Annotated in this window: 12 protein-coding genes; 5 read left to right on the plus strand and 7 right to left on the minus strand. The window is 39.6% G+C overall.

What is annotated here, in order from left to right; all coding sequences use genetic code 11:
- Positions 1–44: 44 nt before the first annotated feature.
- Together DS2_RS20410 and DS2_RS06920 are read right to left on the minus strand one after the other, a co-directional pair.
- A complete protein-coding gene (locus DS2_RS20410) occupies positions 45–11,711 on the minus strand; it encodes an Ig-like domain-containing protein (RefSeq protein WP_035013952.1) in 11,667 nt (3,888 codons plus the stop codon).
- A gap of 160 nt (positions 11,712–11,871) precedes the next feature.
- Positions 11,872–12,936 (minus strand): tetratricopeptide repeat protein, encoded by a 1,065-nt coding sequence (locus tag DS2_RS06920; protein WP_035013953.1) that lies wholly within the window; start codon positions 12,934–12,936, stop codon positions 11,872–11,874.
- Between the two features lie 239 nt (positions 12,937–13,175).
- On the opposite strand from DS2_RS06920, the gene DS2_RS06925 reads away from it, so the two are divergent.
- Positions 13,176–13,466, plus strand: coding sequence for a co-chaperone GroES (locus DS2_RS06925; RefSeq protein ID WP_035013954.1), 291 nt, complete (start codon positions 13,176–13,178; stop codon positions 13,464–13,466).
- Between the two features lie 56 nt (positions 13,467–13,522).
- A complete protein-coding gene (groL, locus tag DS2_RS06930; RefSeq protein ID WP_035013955.1) occupies positions 13,523–15,163 on the plus strand; it encodes a chaperonin GroEL in 1,641 nt (546 codons plus the stop codon).
- A 193-nt stretch (positions 15,164–15,356) separates the two neighbouring features.
- On the opposite strand, the gene DS2_RS20800 is transcribed toward groL, so the two are convergent.
- The 5 genes from DS2_RS20800 to DS2_RS06955 all read right to left on the minus strand — a co-directional run bounded on the left by DS2_RS20800 (position 15,357) and on the right by DS2_RS06955 (position 19,043).
- Positions 15,357–16,823: a TOTE conflict system archaeo-eukaryotic primase domain-containing protein gene (locus DS2_RS20800; protein ID WP_419177437.1), complete on the minus strand. Its 1,467-nt coding sequence runs from the start codon at positions 16,821–16,823 to the stop codon at positions 15,357–15,359.
- Between the two features lie 175 nt (positions 16,824–16,998).
- Positions 16,999–17,289, minus strand: a complete 291-nt coding sequence (locus DS2_RS06940) for a type II toxin-antitoxin system RelE/ParE family toxin (protein ID WP_035013956.1) — start codon at positions 17,287–17,289, stop codon at positions 16,999–17,001.
- Positions 17,282–17,533 carry a ribbon-helix-helix domain-containing protein gene (locus DS2_RS06945; protein WP_035013957.1) on the minus strand — a complete coding sequence of 84 codons (252 nt, stop codon included), beginning with the start codon at positions 17,531–17,533 and terminating at the stop codon, positions 17,282–17,284. The genes DS2_RS06940 and DS2_RS06945 overlap by 8 nt, the downstream gene beginning before the upstream one ends.
- A gap of 155 nt (positions 17,534–17,688) precedes the next feature.
- Positions 17,689–18,576: a glycosyltransferase family 8 protein gene (locus DS2_RS06950; RefSeq protein ID WP_035013958.1), complete on the minus strand. Its 888-nt coding sequence runs from the start codon at positions 18,574–18,576 to the stop codon at positions 17,689–17,691.
- A gap of 158 nt (positions 18,577–18,734) precedes the next feature.
- A complete protein-coding gene (locus tag DS2_RS06955) occupies positions 18,735–19,043 on the minus strand; it encodes a hypothetical protein (RefSeq protein ID WP_035013959.1) in 309 nt (102 codons plus the stop codon).
- 490 nt (positions 19,044–19,533) lie between these two features.
- Here DS2_RS06955 and zigA point away from each other — a divergent pair, with 490 nt between their 5' ends.
- The 3 genes from zigA to DS2_RS06970 are packed head-to-tail and all read left to right on the plus strand — an operon-like array spanning position 19,534 to position 22,569.
- Positions 19,534–20,724 (plus strand): zinc metallochaperone GTPase ZigA, encoded by a 1,191-nt coding sequence (gene zigA, locus DS2_RS06960; RefSeq protein ID WP_035013960.1) that lies wholly within the window; start codon positions 19,534–19,536, stop codon positions 20,722–20,724.
- Positions 20,725–20,741: 17 nt separating this feature from the next.
- Entirely contained in the window at positions 20,742–21,197 is a 456-nt protein-coding gene (locus DS2_RS06965; protein ID WP_051479696.1) for a Fur family transcriptional regulator, read from the plus strand.
- A 34-nt stretch (positions 21,198–21,231) separates the two neighbouring features.
- Positions 21,232–22,569 (plus strand): dihydroorotase, encoded by a 1,338-nt coding sequence (locus DS2_RS06970; RefSeq protein ID WP_035013962.1) that lies wholly within the window; start codon positions 21,232–21,234, stop codon positions 22,567–22,569.
- Positions 22,570–22,571 lie beyond the last annotated feature (2 nt).

Genomic DNA, 22,571 nt, shown 5'->3' on the forward strand with positions numbered 1-22,571 from the left:
TGGATGGGTGAGTTGAAATCTAGCTCACCCATACTTTTGAGGGCTTAAATGCTATCAGTATCAGATTCACTAACGATAAAATTTCGTGATGTGCTATTCATGCGATTGCCGCTAGGGTCAAAAATATATGGTGATCGACTGATGTATAAATAGTATCGAATATCGGTTTGCAGTTGTGTATCAGGTTGAAAAGTTAGAGTTTGTTTGTCAGCTGCTAAACTCAAATTGCCTGAAACCTTGTTTCCGTTGTTGTCGGTTAAATAAACGGTTGCAGAATTCACCGAGGTAGGGTCGACAGTTTCAGAAAAGATAATTTGTGGAACAAAGTTAGAATCTGTTGTTTGCCCATTGGTAAAGTTATAACTAGCAACCGTTGGAATAGTAATATCCATAGTATTTTTAGTTGTGAAACTGACGTCGACTGGATTCAGTGTTTGGTTATTACTGATATCTGTAATACGTTGAACCACCAATCGATACGCACTGTTACTTTGTAGTAGGTTTTGCGGTTTAATAATTAGAAGTTTTCGCTGGTTGTTATATTCAATTGCATGATCAACCGCAGTGCCTGTTGAGTCTTCTAGCTTGATTTCATCTGGAGAAATAAATCCGATAGACTCGTTAAATTCGACTCTAAATATACTGTTAATTGCAATGTCCGTTTGGCCATTTGCGATAGATGTATTTGCAACGAACGGACCCGAATTATCATCACTAAAACCAGTCGTAAAACTATAGTTGATGTTAGCTGCACGGTTGCCACTGGTATCTTTTGCGCGGCCAACAATCAAGTTATACGCTGTACCAGCGTCAAGTGCTTGCGTAGGCGTAATGCTAATTCGGCTATTTTCATCTAAATAGCTAACGCTAATATCTGAATATTGCTGAGTGGCGGTGTTGTATAAATATTGACTTTCTACAGCCAATTGGGCTGGGTTAATCGCTTCAGAGTACACAAGCTCAATGACAGCATTGGTTGCAACATCTTCTTGACCACTCGTGACATTGGTACTCAGAAGCTGAGGTTGAGAAAGGTCGTGATTTGCTGCAGTCGCAAAAGTGGTTTGGTGAGCCGCAGCAAGGTTGCCAGCACTGTCTTGAATATTAGATAGGGTTTCTGTAACTGAAGTATTTGGTGTAAGAGGTTGGTGCTTTTGGTAAGTTATTAGCTTGTTGCTGTCATCAAACATTACTTTTTTATCAGCCCACGCAGTTGTTGCAAACAATAATGGATTAACGCTTTCATCCAATTTCACAGAAAACTCAGGGTTAAGGCCAATATTATTGGAGCCATCGGCGGGGCTGAATAATTCTATTGTTGGTGCAATGTTATCACTAAACGCTTGTTCGGCAGTGGTGTAATAGCTATCGTTTGCAGAGTTTAATTGTTGTACGCCGTTTTCAGATCGAATGCCGTTACTGACGGTTAAGCGATAGGTCGTATCTGCTGCAAGCTTAGTTTCCGGCGTTATGAATACCAAGTTGCCACTTGAATGAAGCGTTAGATCGGTCGCGACTATGCTGTCGGTGGAGGTATCAAGCAGTACAAAAAAATCATCCGACACGTCGTCTTCATCTATCGCTTGATTAAATTGAACACTCAATTGCACATTGTCAGCTAAATTAGTTGAACTAGCATGTGGGAAGTATCCAACCACTCTCAATTGGCTATCTTCTGGGTTGTTAATAGTTAATGTAGCATCGTAATTGTACAAGTAATTGCCAGCTAAATCTCTGATTTGGTTTGGGATACTATAATCAATACGGTCACCTAATTGCCAAGCTTCAGTTGGTGTTATGGTAATTATATTTTCAGCTGAGACGCTCACATTTGCTGTGTTGGTTTCACCGTTGCGCGCAATTTGAATTTGCGACGGCACAGTGGAAGCATCTATTGATTCAGTTAGATACAACTGAATGTTCTGCGGCACAAAGTTGATTTGGCTATTGGCTGCTGGGTATTGGTGAGCCACAGAAGGACGGGCAGACTCGACGGTATCAATGCCCGTGGTAAAACTAGCCACATAGGGGGTTATAGCATTATTGGCTAAGTCTGTGACACTATTGTTGACGACAACTGATATTGTACTGCCAGCACTGAAAGTGCCCGTGGTCAATTTTACTCGCTTTCCATCAGCACTTCGGCTGACCGATGTTGTTTTTCTTTGACCATTTTCAAATAAACTAATATGGCTAGTATTTAGTGTTGAGGCGTTCATTGGCTCAGAAAACTCTAACCAAATCTCAGAATTTACTGCAATATCACTGCTACCATGGTTTGGTGTGACACTAACAATGGATGGGGCTGTTGTATCTTGCCCTGATGTGCTTGTTTCAAATTGGCGTGTGCCAATATTTCGGGTATTGCCAGCGAAGTCTGGGATTTGTCGATATAGCTCGACAATATATCGAGTATTTGCTCTTAAGTTTTCTGCAAATGTAAAGGTTAGAGTTGAGCCGGAAACACTTTGTTCGCCTGCGACCTCGTATCCATCGGCTAGTATTGTTACTGAACTTAATTGCGAAATATTCTCATCAAAAGTTAATTGAATTTGTTCTGTGGTTACCTCAACTTCTGTGGCGTTGTGGTTTGGAGTGATAGACACTAAATTTGGAGCTTCAGTGTCTTCAATTGCAACAGAGCCAGTTGAAAACTCAATAATAGTGCCAGAGTAAGGATTGCCAGCGTAATCTAACATATTGTCGGCGATAAGCTGGTAGGTTTCTAATGGTGCTAATCCAGAGCCAAATGTAAGTGTCGCACCCATAAAGTCATTATGTATATCGCCCGACATCTCAACTGTATTACCCTGACTATCAACGAGTTTTAAACATTCATTTATACAGGCGCGACTGATTCTTTCATCAAAAGTAATACCAAGTTGAGCATTAACCGGAATATCACTGGTTTGATTGGCGAAACTGGTCGTGACTATGCTTGGAGATGTTTCGTCTACAAGCTCGCCAGTTGTAAAGCCATATGCCCTGTATGCGGCACGGTTTCCGCCTAAATCTTTAACGTAAGGCCACGTCGATATATACAAGCTATAACTGGTGTTTGCATCAAGTGGCTCTGTTGGTTTTAGCTTGATTGAATTTAAATTATCCCCATAACTAAAGTCTATGGGCACTCGGACAGCATGGCCATTGTTGTATAAGTATATGGTATCGGATGCTACTGTCGCTCTGTCGATGGTTTCGCCAAACTCTAAAATAATTTCAGGGTTTCGTGGCACGTTTGTTTGCCCTGACTGAGCTAAAGACCAAGTTTCAAATGATGGGGCAACTAAATCCGCTTGTGCGCCTGTGGTAAAGTTTCGAACGATTGTTTGGCTAAGTCCGTTACCTGCTGTATCTGTGATGCCTGATATCTCAATGCGATACTGGCTATTAGGCTCAAACAATTGTGTTGGCGTAACCGTTAATAAGGTTTGACCGAATGAAAGTGTTGTTTGAACATCTAGCATCACGCCATTTTGTTCAAGTTGCACGACCATATTTTCATTCAAGTTAATCGCTTCGTTAAACTGAAAGTTTGGTGAGTGGTTAATTGGGATGTCGCTAGCGTTATCAAGCATACTTGCGTTGACTAGCTCAGGTGCCGCGGTATCAGAGTCAAAACCTGTATTAAAGCTATGATTTCTGTAGCTCACGCTTCTACCCGTTAGGTCTCTAACCCCATATACAATATAAGTATATTTTCTGCCAGCTGCCAATTGACTCTCAGGCTGCATATTCAGCTGAGTACCGCTGTGCGACAGATATAAGCTGACTGGCACATGTTCACTGGTAACCGTATCAAATAAATATACTCGACTACTGTCAACACTGGTAAAGTCGATGGTTTCGTTAAATCGCCAATATAGTTTGAGATTTCTACTCATCGGCTCAACAATTTCTGTCTGGCTGATAATATGCGGAGAAGTGAAATCTAATTCAGAGCCAGTGGTAAAGTTGGTTGAAACATCCGTCACTAAATTTCCGGCAAAGTCACTTATTTGAGGCAAGGTTAAGCTGTGACTGGTATTTTCAGTGAGCGGGTGTGCTAATTTTAAGGTGATCACCTTGTTGTCCGTACTAATTTGCAAGCTATTAAAAGTAGTATCCGAATAATCGAATGATAGTAGATCTACAGCTTCATCAAATGCTACTGAAAATTGTGTTTGCAGCGGCACAGCCTGTGTTGACGGTAGTGGGCTGATATTAACCATTTGTGGCGCTCGATTGTCTAAGCTTGCGTCTTCAGTCACGGTAAAGTAAATGTAACGGTTGAAGGGCAATTGATCACCGTCTGTATCTTCAATCGACTTCTCTATGGTCAAGGTGTAGCTGTCGCCCGCATTTAATTGAATTTGCGGTTTAACCGATACAATCGTTTGATTGCTCGCTAAAGATACATCAACCGGCACTATGTTGTTTTCACTTGTATTGGTTAAAACAAAATTGTTTGAGTTGATAGAGCTTTGTGCCATGGCTTCTGAGAATTTAATTCTAAGCACAGGGTTTAGGATATCTATTTGACTAAAGCTATTGGGTGAATAGGCAACTGGGTATGGGCTGACAGCGTTTGTGTCAATTCCATCACCAATATATATGCTGGTATTGTACGCATATAAATAGTTGCCATTGTGATCTGTGACACCTGTGGTTAAACGTACTTCAACTAAACTGCCACTCGCAAAATCGTTGGAGTTTGTTAATTTAATGATTCGGTCGTTGGCTAACATTTCAATTTGAATCGGCAACAATACGCCATCTTGGGTAACAAATAAGTTATCTGTCAGCGATGATTCATTTATGCTTTCTGACATATATAAATACAAGGTATCGATATTTGTCAGAGAATAAGCCGTTGATGATGGATTCATATTAAGTACGGTTGGCCGTGTTGTTTCATTCGTATTGCTGCCTGTCGTGAAACTCATTACAAATGGGTCTAACGCGTTACCACCTAAGTCGGTTAACTCATTGGTCAATACCAGACTAATTAAAGAATGTTCAGGTAAAGCTGAAGAGATAAAGATAGATTTATTGTCAGCAGAGCGAGTGATTGTCGCTGATAGTTTTTCTCCTTGATGAAATAACCCAATATTGGACGCACTAATGCTATTACTGGTTAATGCTTCATTCAGTTTGACTTCAATAGCTTGCACTGGGTTTACTTCAGTTTGTCCGTTTATCGGAGAAGTTGCGACAATTTGTGGTTTACTGTCGTCTGTTTGACTAATGGTGTCAAAATAACGTGTTGCACTATAGGCATTGTTACCGAAGATATCCATGATGGTGTACGACGTTGATACCACGTAACGTGTATCGCCCCGCAATGGTTCGTCAGGAACAAATGTCACAGTATTGCCTGAAATTGTTGTTGCGCCATTCACCTCAATACCTGAATGTGTGACTTTTATTTTTGACAATGGCGACAAGATTTCATCGTATGTCAATACAATTTGTGTATCTAACTCAATTTCAGCGGCTCTATGTGCTGGCACCATAGCACTAAGGTTGGGGGCAGAGTTGTCGGTTACCGTGTTTGCTGCAGTTGTTAATGCAAGTTGTTGGTTGGGAAGTTGGTTGCCTGCCATATCGCACAAATCACTAATAGATAAGCTGTACTGGCTTTCACCAGTTAATGATGACGCAGGTGATATTGCTATGCTGGTTAAATCAGAGCTGATATTAATCGAATGTTCAACTAAATCGCCTTGGCTATCAAACAATTGGATTTGCGCGTTTTGACAATATGGATTAATTGCCTCGTTAAAGCCGATGATAATCGGCTTATCAACAACGATTGATTGTTCGGTAATGCCTGAATCGACCATTGAAGGAGCATTGGTGTCGCTAGAAAAGCCTGTGGTGAAACTACGAGTTCTTAACGCGACCGCATTGGTGTTGGTAATATCTTTTAAACGTTGGTTATAACTAACATATAATGTGTAGCGTCTGTTTTCTTTTAAAGCTTGTAACGGGATTAAACTCACGCGTGTGTGGTCGCTCGACCAGTTATTGTCTGTTGCGACTCTGCGGCCTGCAGAGTTGTCCCATAAGTAAATACTATCGTGGTTAATTGATGTTGGGTCTACAGCATGATTATGGGCCACTGTGAGTACTGGCATCTTTGGCATTTGGGTTTGTGATGATTTAAAGCTCCAAGCTGCCACATCAAGACTGTCAGTGAAAGTGGTATCGGTAGTGGTAAAGTTGAGTGTTTGTGTTTGTGCGATTACATTACCACTGGTATCTTTTATGCCCGATATATTAATTTGATAAATGTTATCGGCTTCTAACGCTTGTTCAGGTTGAATAAGCAACCTTGTGTTGTCATCGGCTAAAGTTAAACTAAAGTTAACTGCTTGACTGTTGGTTTGGTTGCTAAAATTTACCCCAGCCAAATTTAATGGGTCAATTGCTTCAGAAAACTTAGCTGCCACAACCGCATTAATAGGCACGGAACTGTCGTTTTCCCGAATGCTAAATGTAGTTAACTCAGGTGCAACGGTATCCGCCTGATAACCAGTAGTGAATCGAGCGGTGTGAGCAAACAGGGCATTGTCGAATAAATCGGTTAATCCTGTAGTCAAGGATAGATAATGTTGACGACCTGATTTTAACGGTTCATCCGGCACAAATACAATTGTATCGTTATTGCCCATCAGACTTAATGTTCCACTTATCACTTGATTGGTTTTTAAGTCAGTTAATCTGAAAGTGTCGCTATTAACGCTGCTTGCTTTTACGGGTTCGTCTATTTTGACAATGACCTGAGTATTAGTTGCTATATCTGTGCTGTTGTTATTCGGTAAAACACTGTCGACGCTCGGTCTAGCACTTTCAGCACAGGCACCAGTTGTAAATGAATAGCTAAATGCTGCGGTGAGGTTTCCTGCTAAATCCGAGATTGCAGGAACGAATACCTCGTAGGTAGAATTTGACTGCAAGTTGCTTGTGGGCGTCAGTTTAATGCCAGTATTTTGCAGCAAGAAACTGACGTTTGCTGCAACAACATTTTCGCCATTTGTTAGGTAGAAACTTGATGTGTTGACACTTTTAACACTGATAGTTTCGTTAAACTTGATAGTGACCGGCTCGTATTCACAGACATCCGTTGCATTGTTGGCAGGCGATTGTTCTTCAATACTAGCAATTGTTCTATCACTATTGATTGGACTTTCATTGTTGTCAAATTCAGCTTTATCGTTAAAACCATCTGAGTCAGAATCGGCTTGGTCTAAGTTGGTAAAAATAATTGCTTCAAATAAATCAGTTAAACCATCGCTGTCTGAATCAACTAAATCTTTATTTGAGTTATATCGTGAAATTTCTATTAAGTCACTCAAACCATCTTCATCAGAATCGGGCAAGGGGGATAATGTTTGAGTTACATCAAAGGCAACATCATCCACAAAAGTAAAGCGAACTTTTACCGCAAAGTTGTCAGACTTGGCTCGTGCTCTGTAGGTGTATGGCCAAGTTGTATCTGTGCCAATTAATACATCGTCAATGAAGAATGAAACTGACTGAACCAATTCATTTAGATTATCACTCATTTGATAATTAGCTTGGATTTCAAAATAAGTATCTTCGGTTACTTGTGGGTTTAAAAATGCAAAATAATCTAAGCTAAAGCGAGAGCTGGCATCGCTAGGTGCGCTTTCTAACGCACGGTATTTGCCAATATAAAAACGATTGTTTGAAACTGCATAAACATATTGGTTGTCAATTGCGATGGCATTGCTCTTTTCAAGAGAGGATTCACTCAAATCAATCAGTTGGCTGAAGTTTGGCGCTTGTTCGTCCGCTAAATTTACAATCGGTAGGGCATTTGTAAACAAGCTATCATTAAACAACGCAAAGCCTTGGCTAATTGCAATGTCAGTTGGGAAAAATCTATTATTGTCATGAACTAGGTTTATAGTGCTGGCCACGCCAACTGAGTCGGATGTCGAATCTTGCTCAATTTTAAAAACCTTATAGCCACAGAAGTTACATGCAACATGCAATAAATTTTGTGAACTCAAATGCATGTTGCGAATCCCTGCAATGCTGTATTGAGCTGCTTGAGATAAATCTGGGCTTTCAATATCGTCTGTATTCAATACGTATAAATTCTGCTCGGTAGCTAATGCAACGTAGTCACCATTGGTTGCGACCGCTGTGATTTTTTCATGGTGATGGAATTGCAGTGCTTTAGTCAGGGTTTGGCCTTGGTCGCTATAAACAAAATCAACACCATCTTGTTCATTCGCTACAATTAAATAAGGGCCGACAATGGCTATATCGTTGATCTTTCCACCTAAGTGAAGACTGGCTAAATTAGTCGGTGTGCTTGATGAAGAAACATCCCAAGTTTCTAAGTTGCCGCCATCCAGCACTAGGTATAAGGTGCCGGAATTAAACAGTATTTTGTAAGGTCGGCTTGATGTAGTAATTGTTTCTACTAAGTTAGCGGCATTCTTATCACTAATGTCATAAATTGCGATGCCACTTTCTTGGGCGATATAAGCGGTTGTTTGATTGACCGCAATATCATACATTTTTTCATCCGTTTGGATATGACTGACTAAATGCGGCGAAAATTCTTGTTGAGTGCTTGAAACCGTAAAGCTAATGGTAGCAGGCGCAGAATTCAGTTCTCCGTCGTTGGCAACAAACGCTAAACTGTCTGTGCCTTCAAATGTTGAATTTGGTGTATACAGTAAACTACTGCCTTCAATATTTGCTGAACCTTGTGTTGGAGAAGTTTGGATTGAAAAGGTTAATGTGTCATTTTCAGCATCTGTTGCGTAGTTGCTTAGGTCAATCAAGATGCTTGTACCACTATTTACATTTGCAGCGGCATTTTGGCTAATGGGAGCATCGTTTACTGCCTCAACTGTAATGGTAAATTCAGCTGAATCTGTTAATAAACCATCTGAAACTTGCAGCTGAACTTTATCTTGGCCAGAAAATTCTGGATTAGGCACAAAAATCAATGTGTTACCGGACAGGTTTGTTTGTCCATTTTCAGCCCCTGATAATAGTTCGAACGATAGGCTATCTCCGTCAGGATCATCGACAAGTGTTTCTAAATCTATTGTTAAGGTAATGTCTTCTTGAGTCGTTAATGTTTGGTTATTAAAAGTTGGAGGATCATTTTCAATGGCGACGGCAAATTGCAGCGTAACCTGATTGTTGCCACCTTGACCATCTGACATAGTAAGTGTGAGTGAATCTAGCCCTGAAAAGTCATCATTGGGTGTGTAGTTTAAGGTGCCTTCAGACAAACTTGCTTGACCAAATTGCGGTGCCGCTGTGATTTCAAAAGTTATGCTGTCTTGTTCTGCATCTTGAACGAAGTCGGCCAAAACTATGGTTTTGTTACTGTCTTCATCTAAGCTAAAGTTTGTTTGGCTAATGATAGGTGGATCATTTACAGCGGTGACAGACAGATCTATTTGGCCAGTTATTGGCGCATTAACCCCATCTGACACGGAAAATACGATAGTATCGCTGCCAAAATAATTGCTTGCAGGTTGGTAGTTTAAAATGCCGGATTGAATACTTGTTTGTCCATTTAGGGCGTCAGTTGCAATGTTATAAACAAGTGGATCGCCTTCTGGATCCCGCGTCAGATTGATTAGGCTTATGTTGATGCTTTGGTCTTCGGCAGTAACAAAACTTCCGTTACTTACTTCAGGTGGGAGGTTGATATCTTTAACCTCTAGGCTGACACTTTGTTGTTCGCTCGAGCCTGCGGTGTCCGTTGCCACGTACACGAATGATAAATTACCGACAAAAGCTTCATTGGCTTGGTAGCTAAAACTTCCATCTGAATTTAGCGTTAGCTCACCTTGTGCCGGGGGGGTTAACAAACTAGCGGTTAAGCTTTCGCCATCAGCGTCACTATCATTGCCCAACACACCTGGAGCTAAAATATTTAACAATTCGCCTTTATTGACTGAGTAGCTATCAGCTTGCAGTCTTGGGGTATCATTCACCGCAGTAATTGTTATGCTAACGGCAGCCTGCGCGGTCGTATCCGCCTGAGTGATTTGATAAGTGAAAGTATCGGTTCCATTAAAATCAGCAGATGGTTGATAACTAAATTGGCCAGCTTCGTCTAAAATAAGGCTACCGTGGTTAGGTTGACTGACTACCGCTAAACTAAAAGGTAAACTTGCATTGATTGAATCATTTGCTGTTAGATTATCATCAAGGCTTGTATCTTCATTGATTTCATAACTATCATTTATCGCCCGTAACGTTTGAGCGATATCGCCAACATTCACTGCGACACTAACGGGTTCGGATAATGCGGTGCCATCTGTTGCTTGATAACTAAAACGAACCTGCCCAATAAAGTCGAATGAAACGTTAAAGGTTAAGCCATCACTAGTAGGCTCTATCGTTGCATTTTCAATATTCGCTATGCTGCTACTTTCAACCGTTAGAGTATCACCGTCTATATCAAAATCATTGTCTAAAAGTTCAGAGTAGGGAATTTGAAAAGAAGTTTGTCCGCTGGTGACAGAAAAGCTATCAGTCGTTGCAGTGGGCGCGTCATTTACCGCAACTACTTCAAATTCTATTGTTGCTGTTGTTGTTGCATTAAACTCATCAGCCAGTTCAAATGAAAACGAGTCTAATCCAAAAAAGTTGTCGGCAGGGGTGTAACTAACATCCCCTTGTTGATTAAGTGTTATGCTCCCATTCTGAGCGGTTGAAAATGTACCCGTTAAAAAGCTTACTTGATGATCTTCATTATCAGCTATGTTATCTAAGATATTAAATTGACTTTGGCTGTCTTCACTTAAAGAGATTTTACTTGGGCTAAATGTCGGGGCTTGATTGCCTAACAATATGATTTCCGATTGCGCTGATTCACCGTGGCTATCGACGCCTTTCACTTGAATTTTGTAATTGCCACCTGTCGCAGGCAAACTAAAGTTGTTTTCACTAATTGCAAGTTGGTGCTCTTGAGGCTGGTCATCTTGTTGCCAATACACATTGTAGTGGCTGTAATCACCCCCAAGGTTTTGCCAGTTTAAGCTGATCGAGGCTTGTGAGCGCTCTATGGTCGTTAGGTCGATGTTGGCTGGTTGCCAAGTAAATGATTGGCTCGCGACTAAACGAATTGATTGGTTATCGATATCTTCAGCAGATTGCCCCCAAATTTCTACCACTTGACTGCCTTGCGACAAATCAAAATTTGCCGGGTTGATGCCGGTCAAAGTGATATCTAGCTCGTTACTATTGGCACTGACTAAGCTAGATTGATTGCAAGGTTGGCACAAAATAATGTTTTTGTCTGAGCCTGAGAAGGTAAAAAATAACCGACTTGGTAAATTAATGTTTTGCTCAGGAGAGAGTTTTAAACGAATAAAAAAGCCGCCTTGCACATTTGGCTCTAAGTTGAGTAATTGACTTTGCCACAATGAGGTATTTATTTCTGTAAAATCACCAGTTAGGTCAGCTAGATCAACTGTTGGTAAAGCCCTACGAGCAGTGTTGCCATCATTAATGTAATGTACTGGTTGGCCGCTGACAAATCGTTTTGGCAATTGGAAATCAGAGTACGATTGCTGACTCACAGTGATGTTATTTATTGGGGGTTCAACACTGCTATCATTAGATTGATTTGGCGCGCTATCACCGCCGCAAGCAGCAAGTACTAATGCAAATGAAATGGGTAAGCTTTTAACTAGATGATAAAAACAAGGCGTTTTCATTCTATCTCCTGGTGGACTTTTGTCCTTATTATTTATGCACGGCTTTTGATACATGATTATGACGGTAATGCATCTAGCTCAAACAAAAAACTATAACTGAGCTAAGTTTAGTGCTTTCTGTGAATTAACTAAAGTTATGCACTTGAAATATGTGAATTAATTAATACTTGCTTATGTCGAGTTGGTACTCAATACGCTGATTTTGATTATTAGTTAACATAATTGAGTTTGGATCAATCAACCCAGGTTTTATTTGTTCGACCCGCTTAATGTAGACAATTGCCTTTTCGATATCCCCACTCATTAGTGCTCGTTCTGCGACAGATTTTAAGTAATGAGGATTATCACCGTACTCGGTGTCTATAATGCTGTTTAAGTTTTCGGCCAGCTCGTATCTTTCAGTTTGATAATATAAGCTTCGCAAGTTCAACAAAGCATTATATTCTCGAGGATTTAAATTGAGCGCATATCGAAAGATTTGTTCGGCCCGCTCGTAATCTTTTAATCGAGTAAACAAAGTACCAAAATTACTCCACATATAGGCTGTGTCTGGGGTAAAGCTTAAAGCTTTTTGATAGTAATAATAGGCAGCAGCATTGTCGTGTTCCATCATAGCTTCCGCTGCTTTATTGTTGTAATAAAAGGCAAAACTTTCTTCATCGGAAATGATTCGGCCTTCGCGAGGTCGATAGGTGTATTTATCGTACAGGTCAATCACCACAGAAATAGCGCGATTACGATACATAAGAGTATTGATATGATGTAATTCGGTGAATATACCGTTTTCAGAATGCCAAATGGGGGCTGTATTCGCTTCTTGAAAGCGTGCATTTAAGCCAACGTGGCGACCCAATGCGACAAACATAGCAGTAAGTGATATGCAATTACCGACTTTGGTTTCAAAGGTTTCTGCGGCAGAAGCTGTGGTAAACATGTCGTAGTCTATCTTAAAGCCTTCACTTTTAAATATGGCATCATAAATGGTGATAATTTTTTCAGACTCTTGCATATCTTCTAAATCGAGCTGGGCTAAAAAATCTTCCATTTCTGGTGTGACCTCAAGAAATTCATACTTCTCGTCAGGCGGAATAAAATGACTAAAATAATTGTTTGGTTGCGGAATAGTGGGTTGGTCAACAGATAAGCGTAAATATTCAGGTAGGTGCTGACAACCGAACAACAGCGCAAAAGAAAATGATGCAAATAAAATCTTTAAGTAGCGCATAACCGGCCTCACAAAACCAACACTTATTGATTAATTTTAGTACAAATTTTGTAAGCTGCTGGTTGCACAACTGCTTAAAGCAAAAAAATTAATAAAAAACTTAAAAAAAATTGATCTGAACCCTTGTGAAGCATTTTTGCATCCCCATTTATGCTACAACTCAAGAATTACTTGGTCTGTTAAGGCTGGGTTTTATAAATAACATTTAGTGTAATTACTTTCTCAGGAGATTGGAGAAGATGAATATTCGTCCTTTAAATGATCGCGTTATCGTTAAGCGCTTAGAAGAAGAAACTAAGTCTGCAGGCGGTATCGTTTTAACTGGTAGTGCAGCTGAAAAATCATCTAAAGGTGAGGTATTAGCTGTGGGTAATGGTCGCACTTTAGATAACGGTCAGGTTAAACCGGTTGATGTTAAAGTTGGCGATACTGTTTTATTCGGTAACTACATCGAAAAAACACACAAAATTGATGGTCAAGAAGTATTGATCATGAAAGAAGAAAACATCTTAGGTGTGGTTGAAGGTTAATTCTCCCAACCTCAATTAGTTAGTAATCATTAGTTTAGAATTTAGGAAAGAGAATTATGGCAGCTAAAGACGTAAAATTCGGTGAAGACGCTCGCGTAAAAATGCTTGCGGGTGTAAACATCTTAGCAAACGCAGTTAAAGTAACTTTAGGTCCAAAAGGCCGCAACGTTGTTCTAGATAAATCATTTGGTGCCCCATTAATCACTAAAGACGGTGTATCTGTTGCTAAAGAAATAGAATTAGAAGACAAATTCGAAAACATGGGCGCGCAGATGGTTAAAGAAGTTGCGTCTAAAGCAAATGATGAAGCGGGCGACGGTACAACTACTGCGACTGTTTTGGCTCAATCTATTGTGAACGAAGGCTTGAAAGCTGTTGCTGCTGGCATGAATCCTATGGATTTGAAACGTGGTATCGACAAAGCGGTAATTAGTGCAGTAGAAGAACTAAAAGCTTTATCTCAACCATGTGCAGACAGCAAAGCAATTGCACAAGTAGGTACTATTTCTGCTAACTCTGATAGCGAAATTGGCCAAATCATTGCTGATGCAATGGAAAAAGTTGGTAAAGAAGGTGTTATCACAGTAGAAGAAGGTCAAGCACTTCAAAACGAATTAGACGTAGTTGAAGGTATGCAGTTTGACCGTGGATACTTATCTCCTTACTTCATCAACAACCAAGAAAACGGTACTGTTGAATTAGAAAATCCTTTCATCTTATTAGTTGATAAGAAAATCTCTAACATCCGTGAATTGTTAGGTACGTTAGAAGGTGTTGCAAAAGCCGGTAAGCCTTTATTAATCATCGCTGAAGATGTTGAAGGTGAAGCATTAGCAACTCTAGTTGTAAATAACATGCGTGGCATTGTTAAAGTTGCAGCAGTTAAAGCGCCTGGTTTTGGTGACCGTCGTAAAGCAATGTTACAAGACATCGCTATCTTAACGAACGGTACAGTTATTTCTGAAGAAATCGGTATGGAGCTTGAAAAAGCAACTTTAGAAGACTTAGGTCAAGCGAAACGCGTTGTAATTAACAAAGACAACACAACTATCATTGACGGTGTTGGTGAAGAAGACGCTATCAAAGGCCGTGTTGCACAAATTCGTGGTCAAATTGAAGAAACCACTTCAGATTACGACAAAGAAAAATTACAAGAGCGTTTGGCTAAATTAGCTGGTGGTGTTGCAGTAATTAAAGTTGGTGCAGCAACTGAAGTTGAAATGAAAGAGAAAAAAGCTCGCGTAGAAGATGCGTTACATGCTACTCGCGCTGCAGTTGAAGAAGGTGTTGTACCTGGTGGTGGTGTGGCATTAGTGCGCGTTGCAGCAAAAATTGCTGAGTTAACTGGTGAAAACGAAGACCAAAACCACGGTGTTAAAGTTGCACTACGTGCAATGGAAGCGCCTTTACGCCAAATCGTAACTAACGCTGGTGAAGAAGCATCTGTAGTGGTTAGCAAAGTTAAAGAAGGTGACGCAAACTTCGGTTACAATGCTGCCAACGACACTTATGGTGACATGTTAGAAGCTGGTATCTTAGATCCAACTAAAGTAACTCGTAGTGCATTACAGTTTGCAGCATCAGTGGCAGGCTTAATGATTACTACCGAAGCTATGGTTACTGAGATCCCTAAAGATGAAGCAGCACCAGCAGCACCAGATATGGGCGGCATGGGTGGAATGGGCGGCATGATGTAATTTTTGTGGCGTATACCCCTCAATCCTAAAAGAAGCCCCGTTATTAAGCGGGGCTTTTAATTTTTTGGTAGCATATTTATCACTTGAAGGTAATTTTATACCCAATGCTTTGTATCCCTTTTCACGTTTTGAAAACATTCTCTTAAGTGTTGGAAAAGTATCAAGGTAATCATAAACTTGAACTGAATTTTTATTACCCCACTCTCGGCCTATTCGTCCTGCATATTGGGCTAATATCCCTAATTTGCCCATATTTTTCAATGTATGGCTTTATATCCATGCCGTTTCGACTGACTAAACTTTGATATGTAGCCACATCAACCTGATACGACAGCTTTTCCTTACCACCAAGTAATGAACCAACTTCAGTATCTTTTAGAAAAACATTAATACGCTCTAACCACTGTTCAGCCAATTGCCGACTGTGAACTAATATCAACGTATTGACCTTGCGTTTAGCTATCAGTGCTAAAGCGGTAACTGTTTTACCAAAGCCAGTAGAAGCTTCGAGTATGCCAACCGATGATTCTAATAACGCATTAACAGCCTTATTCTGCTGACTTTTCAGCTTTCCAGTAAACTTAACGTTGGCAAGATTGTCACCAGAAAAGCGCTTATCATCGAAATTTATTTCAATTTTTTGTTTAGTTAATTGAGTTTCTACAGATGATAAACGCCCTCTGGGTAAAATTAAAAATTTACCTTCAATATGAGCGGCGCAAATATATCTTGGAATGCCAATAGTAGATAAGCGAAGGCCTTGCCGTTTATAAAACTCTGGGTTAGAAAATACCGCTAACTGTTTAAGTCTTGATGTTAATTTTCCGGGAAGTTTATCGATAGGAATATAAATCTGATCTGCAATAACTAAGGTTATTTCTTCTGGGGAATTGGCAATCACATCATTATCAATAGATGAGAGATTCTTCCAAGGTGTGTCTGCCCAGTCATTATTAGCTTTTTCATCGATTAACGTTATTTCACCCAGCAAGCTATCAAGTGTCGTATTATCGATTTTTGGGATAGAAGCGAGCTTAGCCCACTGATCTTTATAAGGCATCCCTGACGAATCTATGAATACACTATTGCCTCGCTTTCTTGGCTCTAGTTGAAGAGGTAATGCTATTAAGTTGCCAAAGCCACCTTCTGGCATAACATCTTGATTTGGAAATAAACGATCAAAGCAAGTAAATGAAAGAGCGGGATACATTTCCATGGCTTTCGTTAATAAGCCGTTACCTAGTTTTCTAGCTTTGGCTGCTTCAATAGCCTGCGAAAAGAAGATCCATACATGCCCACCATTACCGCTTCTAGAGCGTTCGATAATGTGAGGTACTTTGTAAAAACCACAGTCTTCAGAAAAAGCTTTAACGGAGTGAATCCAGTCATCTTTATCGAAATCAGCAGCAAGAATGTGAGTAGTATTGTTATCTAGAAGTGGGTAAATCCCAATCGTTTGATTACCTTTTAAGTGATCAAATATGGCCTGACCATCATAATGCTTGAATTGTTGATTTGTGCATTCCGTGCAACTAATTCTAGGCTTATTACAGAGTTTAGGCTTCCATTCATTCCAACACGCTGGTGAGTATCCACTACGGCCGTTTTGTGACTCCCAACGAAACGGGTAAACGTCATTTCGACCTTTAAAATATGAAATAAATCGACCTTAGCTTCTGGCGAGACGTTTTGATTAAAGTGCTTGGCTAGCTCGACTTCTTGTTTCGCAAGAATATTATTACGTTCATGTAACAATGATTCTTTTTCTTAATTGAGTCTCCGAAGCCGATTATCAATTTCTAATAGCCTATCTGACAACGAACTAGACACATTCATTACTCAAAAGCAGTATTAAGGTTTTCCGCTCTTAATATTCGCATGATATCGACACAGTCGTTAGAAATGACGAAGTAAATAGCATGTTTTCCATACACGCTGCGCCTATATTCCTTACGAATATGATCAACTGCTTGGTAATGCAATGGGTTTTCCGCAATGCTTTGAAATTGGATAATCAATCCGTCAACGTATGATTTAGCCAGAGCTAAGCCGAAGTTATCAATGCCATATTCAAATAGCTGCTCGAAGTCCTGATCGGCAGCACTACTTAATCTATACTTAGCCATCAGTTTGTTTTCTAGCAATCACTGCATTAACAATATCTTCAGGAGAGCGAGAGCTAAAACCGCTTTGCTCTGCTTTGATCAGTTCTTGCCTAATAACTTCAACTTCGTTAGTACGCATTTGCTCTTTTCTGATCAAATCTCGTAATAACTCGCTGTCACTGGCATAATTACCAGTTGCAAGTTGAGCTTGTATCCATTGTTCTTGTTGATCGGTTACTGTGATACTTTTCTTTACCATTGCCATATTTAGCCTCCAATATATGAGTCTGAATATATACTACTTTATACTACCTTGTGTAAGTTTAGCTTAGAAGAGCGATAAAGTATCGAGTTTTGTCGAATAGACTCAAAAATTATATATTAGTTAGAGTAGATAAAGGTTCAAATATTCCTTTCTGTTCAAACTAATTGATTCTTTCTAGAAAATAAAGATTTCAATAGATATCTTAAAATAACTTGTATAGGAGGCAGTTTTCTAGAAGATCTGCAATACTTGTGATAAAAAGTGTTTTCATACCAAATGCTGTTTATATAAACAGACCACCAATACTCACCTAAAAATACTGATGCATTCCATGGCTTTGCGCCTACATAATGTATGACATCTGGTTCTCCAATATCATTATCGCTTAAATTAGATTTAAGCTTTGTTTTGTAAACAGATGGCGTAAAATTGAATGTTCGAGGGATTCTCGAGTATATTCGTCCGGAAAAAACGTTATTAATGATGTCTTGATCTTGAAATTTGAAACAATCATTAATGGCAAGACTGCAAGCTTTTTCTACATCGTCTTCAGATATTCTTTCGTTATTGATTATTAACATGCCTGCATTTATGTAGTCAGAACCCCAGCCCTTCGAACGAGAGTACTTTTGCCTTATTTCTGGTGATTTGACACCTGCAAAACAAGCCTCTCCAATATCCCATTCATAAAGCTTTGTAAGGTCTGTTCTAAATATTATGTCAACATCAAAATATAAAACTTTTCTGTAATTATTTAATAATTTTGGAATCCATAGTCTAAGGTAAGTGCTTTTTGTAATTCCGCGTGTTTCAAAGCCGCCAAAGAACTCACGGGAACAATCTATAAATTTGAGAGAAAAATTATCATAACGAGCATTCAGTTTTTTTAACAAATTTTGATTGTTTTCGAGAAGGTCGCAGTAAAGAACGTAAATTTCATAAAATGTGTCTGAGTGAGCATGATCAAGCAAAGAGCTAAAACAGACACCTGCTTGTAAGATTAAATTGTCATCAAAAGCGAATACGATAGGTATTTTTTTCATTATTTATCTTTTATGTTTATTGGTTATACTTTTACGTTGATTTAAGTGCCTTCTTAAGCGTGTTATATGACTTTGCATGCGCTACTGCACAAAGGCTAAATAGGCTAAACTTAATATACAAGGAACGAAACGTTCCTTGTATCGCAATCTATGTATTGTTAGTTGCCTAACTGACTACAGAGGAACTCATTGTCATTTACATGTATACCCAGCATTTCAGTTCCCAATGAACAAACATGCATGCCCAAGCGGGAGTTGCTATAGTCATCTAAGCTAGGCATTTCTCTGACAACGACATTACAAAGAAGCCTGTTTTTATTGACATTCAATCCTGACATAACACCTACTCCGCAAATATGCATCTGTTTTCCTGATGTTGAATCAGTATTTCTGTCAACTATTTCAACAGCTTGAGATAAAAATGTAGCGAGTGTGGTTAGTGCGATAATTCCAATGGTCTTTAACATCCTTTTACTCCTTATTAAATAAAATGAACCACATTTCATTTAGATAAACTTCAACGCCTTGTTAAAAATTATGCCTTATTCATTGAGCTAAGCTCGACTACCATGAACCTGACTGAATTAGTTTTACTTTAACAGGATGAAATATTTATGAACAAAGCGACAAAATTAAATCAAGCTGGAATTAATTGAAGTTGATTACAACAAGAAGAGAAGGCATAGTGCTCTTGGCTATCTCAGCCCAGAAAATTATGAACTATTAAACGTAGCTTAATGAAGTGCCCACTTTTAATGGTTCAGATCAATGGGTTGAGCTAGGCTCATTTTTATTTATCTAATTTAGTTCACGGTATTTTATAAAGCGTATCTGAATGGCAAAAAAGCCAGCCGAGCATTAATGTTTTGAACCAAACTCTCACAGCCATATGTTTTACTTAATTAATGCTATGTTATAACATTAATTAAGGTCGCTTTAAATTGAAGAAAAATACATATGAGCAAGTTATCTGTAACCGTTTTATCGGGTTTCCTCGGTGCCGGAAAAACCACAGTTTTAAGTCATATCTTAAATAACCGCGAAGGTAAAAAAGTCGCCGTTATAGTCAATGATATGAGTGAGATAAATATTGATGCTGCAACTGTACAAAATGACGTTGCACTAAATTATCAAGAAGAAAAACTCGTTGAAATGAGCAATGGTTGTATTTGTTGCACCTTACGCGAAGATTTACTGTTAGAAGTTACCAAAATGGCTCAAGAAGGGCGGTTTGACTATTTGGTGATTGAATCGACTGGCATTTCCGAGCCATTGCCTGTGGCTGAAACTTTTACCTTTGCTGACGAAGATGGCGTTTCGCTATCAGATGTCGCTAAGCTCGATACTATGGTAACAGTTGTCGACGCGGCTAATTTTTTGCAAGACTATGAAGAAGCCGAATATTTACAAGATATAGGTGAATCTTTGGATGAAGAAGACGAGCGCAGTGTTGCTGATTTACTGATTGACCAAGTTGAATTTGCCGATGTTATTTTAGTGAACAAAACTGACTTGGTTGAACCTACTGATCTTGAAAAGCTTATTGGTATTATCAAAACCCTAAATACTGATGCACGCATTATCCCGATCCAAAATGGACAAGTTGAGGTGTCTGATATTTTAGATACTGGCTTGTTTAATTTTGAGCGAGCACAACAAGCGCCAGGTTGGTTAAAAGAAATGCGTGGAGAGCATGTGCCAGAAACTGAAGAATATGGCATTACCAGTTTTAGCTATTTAGCAAGACGCCCGTTTCATCCTGAAAAATTTTACAACTTTCTGCACAACACCAAAGAATATGGAAAATTATTGAGATCAAAAGGCTTTTTCTGGTTAGCTTCGCGTCCAGAATTTGCTGGCCAATGGAGCCAAGCGGGTGGGGTAGCACGTTATGGTTATGCTGGACGTTTTTGGAATTCAGTGCCTGAAGAACATTGGCCACAAGACCAAAGCTATTTGGCTTCAATTCAAGAAAATTGGGTTGAGCCTTATGGTGATTCGCGCCAAGAGTTAGTTTTTATTGGCCAAGGGTTAAATAAAATTAAAATGATTGCGGCTTTAGATGCTTGTTTATTATCTGAAGCTGAGATGGAACAAGGGGAAATGCATTGGGTTGGTTTGGCGGATCCATTTCCAGCGTGGAACTAATTGTTAAAGGATAAATAATGACATTAACTGAAATTGTGCAACAGGTGGATGACTTCAGTAATGCCCATGGTGTGCGTCTAACTGTTAAACGCAAAATGGTCATGGTTGCGCTTATTCGAGTGGGTAAAGCAGTGTCTGCATATGAGCTTATCGAATACTGTAAAAAGCACGACGGAGTAACTTTACCCGCCATATCCGTTTATCGTATTTTGGCTTTTTTGCAGTCACATCACATGGTGCATAAGTTAGACTTAGCGAACAAGTTTGTTGCTTGCTCGCATTTATCTTGTGGCCATCACCATCAAACATCACAGTTTTTAATTTGCACCGATTGCAATAAAGTCGAAGAAATTGAAGTCGCAACAGAAACCATAACATCTCTTCAATCGAGTATTAACAAAGCAGGTTTTACCCTTGCTAGCCAACAGTTAGAAATGCACGGAGTTTGCATTGAATGCAGCCCGAAAATTTAAGCTTGGCAGGCATCTATGAGAGGACACCTATACAGTGACAACAACCGTTATTAAAAATGCCCAAATTGTAAATGAAGGCGAAGTTATTCAAGCCGATTTACGCATTGTAAATCAACGTATCGACAAAATAGCCACAGATATTACAGCCAAGCAAAACGACATAGTTATTGACGCCAAAGGCTGTTATTTAATCCCTGGCATGATTGATGACCAAGTACATTTTCGTGAGCCAGGGCTTACGCAAAAAGGCACTATTGCAAGTGAGTCTCGTGCTGCCGTTGCAGGTGGTATTACCAGCTATATGGAAATGCCTAACGTTAACCCTGCAACAACAACGATTGAAGCGCTTGAACAAAAATATGCCATAGCAGCTGAAAAGTCTCATGCAAACTATGCATTTTATTTAGGTGCAACTGAAGATAATTTAGAGCAAATAAAACGCTTAGACCCGAGCCGCCATTGTGGTGTAAAGGTGTTTATGGGCGCGTCTACTGGCGATTTGTTGGTAGAAGCACCACATGCGCTTGACGCTATTTTTCGAGATGCACCAACTTTGATTGTAACGCATTGTGAAAGCAGCCCAATTATTGCGGAAAATACTAAAGCTCTGCTCGAAAAGAAGTCAACTTTGACTATTGAAGACCATCCAATTCAACGAGATACGAAAGCCTGTTATGCTTCATCCTCTTATGCCGTTGGTTTGGCAAAAAAATATCAAAGTCAGTTACATGTTTTACATATCACTACGGCCAAAGAACTAGACTTATTTGCGGCAGGCCCTATTGAAAACAAGCACATTACCGCTGAGGCTTGTGTGCATCATTTGTGGTTTTGTGACCAAGACTATGCACGCTTGGGAAATTTTATTAAATGTAATCCAGCGATTAAAACTCAGGCAGACCGAGATGCACTTATTCAAGCATTGCACAGTAATAAAATTGATATTATCGCGACTGATCATGCACCACATACATTAGCAGAAAAACAAGTTGAGTTTGCCAAAGCGCCTGCAGGTTTGCCGCTTGTACAACATGCGTTGTTAACTTTGTTCGAACATGTCAATCAGGGTCGATTAAGTTTGCCGCAAGTGGTGGAAAAAACTGCGCATAACCCAGCTAAAAGGTATGCAATTGCAGAGCGTGGATATATTCGAGAAGGTTACTTTGCAGATTTAGTTTTGGTTGATATGGCTGATTCTACACTGGTGACACAAGACAATACTTTATATAAATGTGGCTGGACGCCATTTTTATCCACTCATTTTTCAGCAAAAATATTGTCTACGTGGGTAAATGGCCAGCAAGCATATCAGGCACAACAAATGCCAATTTCAAGTAAGCCAGAAGTTATGCCACTTAGCTTCAATCGCTAAAA

The sequence above is a fragment of the Catenovulum agarivorans DS-2 genome, assembly GCF_000568405.1.
GTDB classification, from domain to species: Bacteria; Pseudomonadota; Gammaproteobacteria; order Enterobacterales; family Alteromonadaceae; genus Catenovulum; species Catenovulum agarivorans_A.

Excerpts from the sequence above, each read along its gene's own strand:
- DS2_RS06940 (WP_035013956.1), bottom strand. The coding sequence starts at position 17,289 with ATGGCTAAGTATAGATTAAGTAGTGCTGCCGATCAGGACTTCGAGCAG.
- DS2_RS06925 (WP_035013954.1), top strand. The coding sequence starts at position 13,176 with ATGAATATTCGTCCTTTAAATGATCGCGTTATCGTTAAGCGCTTAGAA.
- DS2_RS06920 (WP_035013953.1), bottom strand. The coding sequence starts at position 12,936 with ATGCGCTACTTAAAGATTTTATTTGCATCATTTTCTTTTGCGCTGTTG.
- zigA (WP_035013960.1), top strand. The coding sequence starts at position 19,534 with ATGAGCAAGTTATCTGTAACCGTTTTATCGGGTTTCCTCGGTGCCGGA.
- DS2_RS06965 (WP_051479696.1), top strand. The coding sequence starts at position 20,742 with ATGACATTAACTGAAATTGTGCAACAGGTGGATGACTTCAGTAATGCC.
- DS2_RS06945 (WP_035013957.1), bottom strand. The coding sequence starts at position 17,533 with ATGGCAATGGTAAAGAAAAGTATCACAGTAACCGATCAACAAGAACAA.
- DS2_RS20410 (WP_035013952.1), bottom strand. The coding sequence starts at position 11,711 with ATGAAAACGCCTTGTTTTTATCATCTAGTTAAAAGCTTACCCATTTCA.
- DS2_RS06955 (WP_035013959.1), bottom strand. The coding sequence starts at position 19,043 with ATGTTAAAGACCATTGGAATTATCGCACTAACCACACTCGCTACATTT.
- groL (WP_035013955.1), top strand. The coding sequence starts at position 13,523 with ATGGCAGCTAAAGACGTAAAATTCGGTGAAGACGCTCGCGTAAAAATG.
- DS2_RS06950 (WP_035013958.1), bottom strand. The coding sequence starts at position 18,576 with ATGAAAAAAATACCTATCGTATTCGCTTTTGATGACAATTTAATCTTA.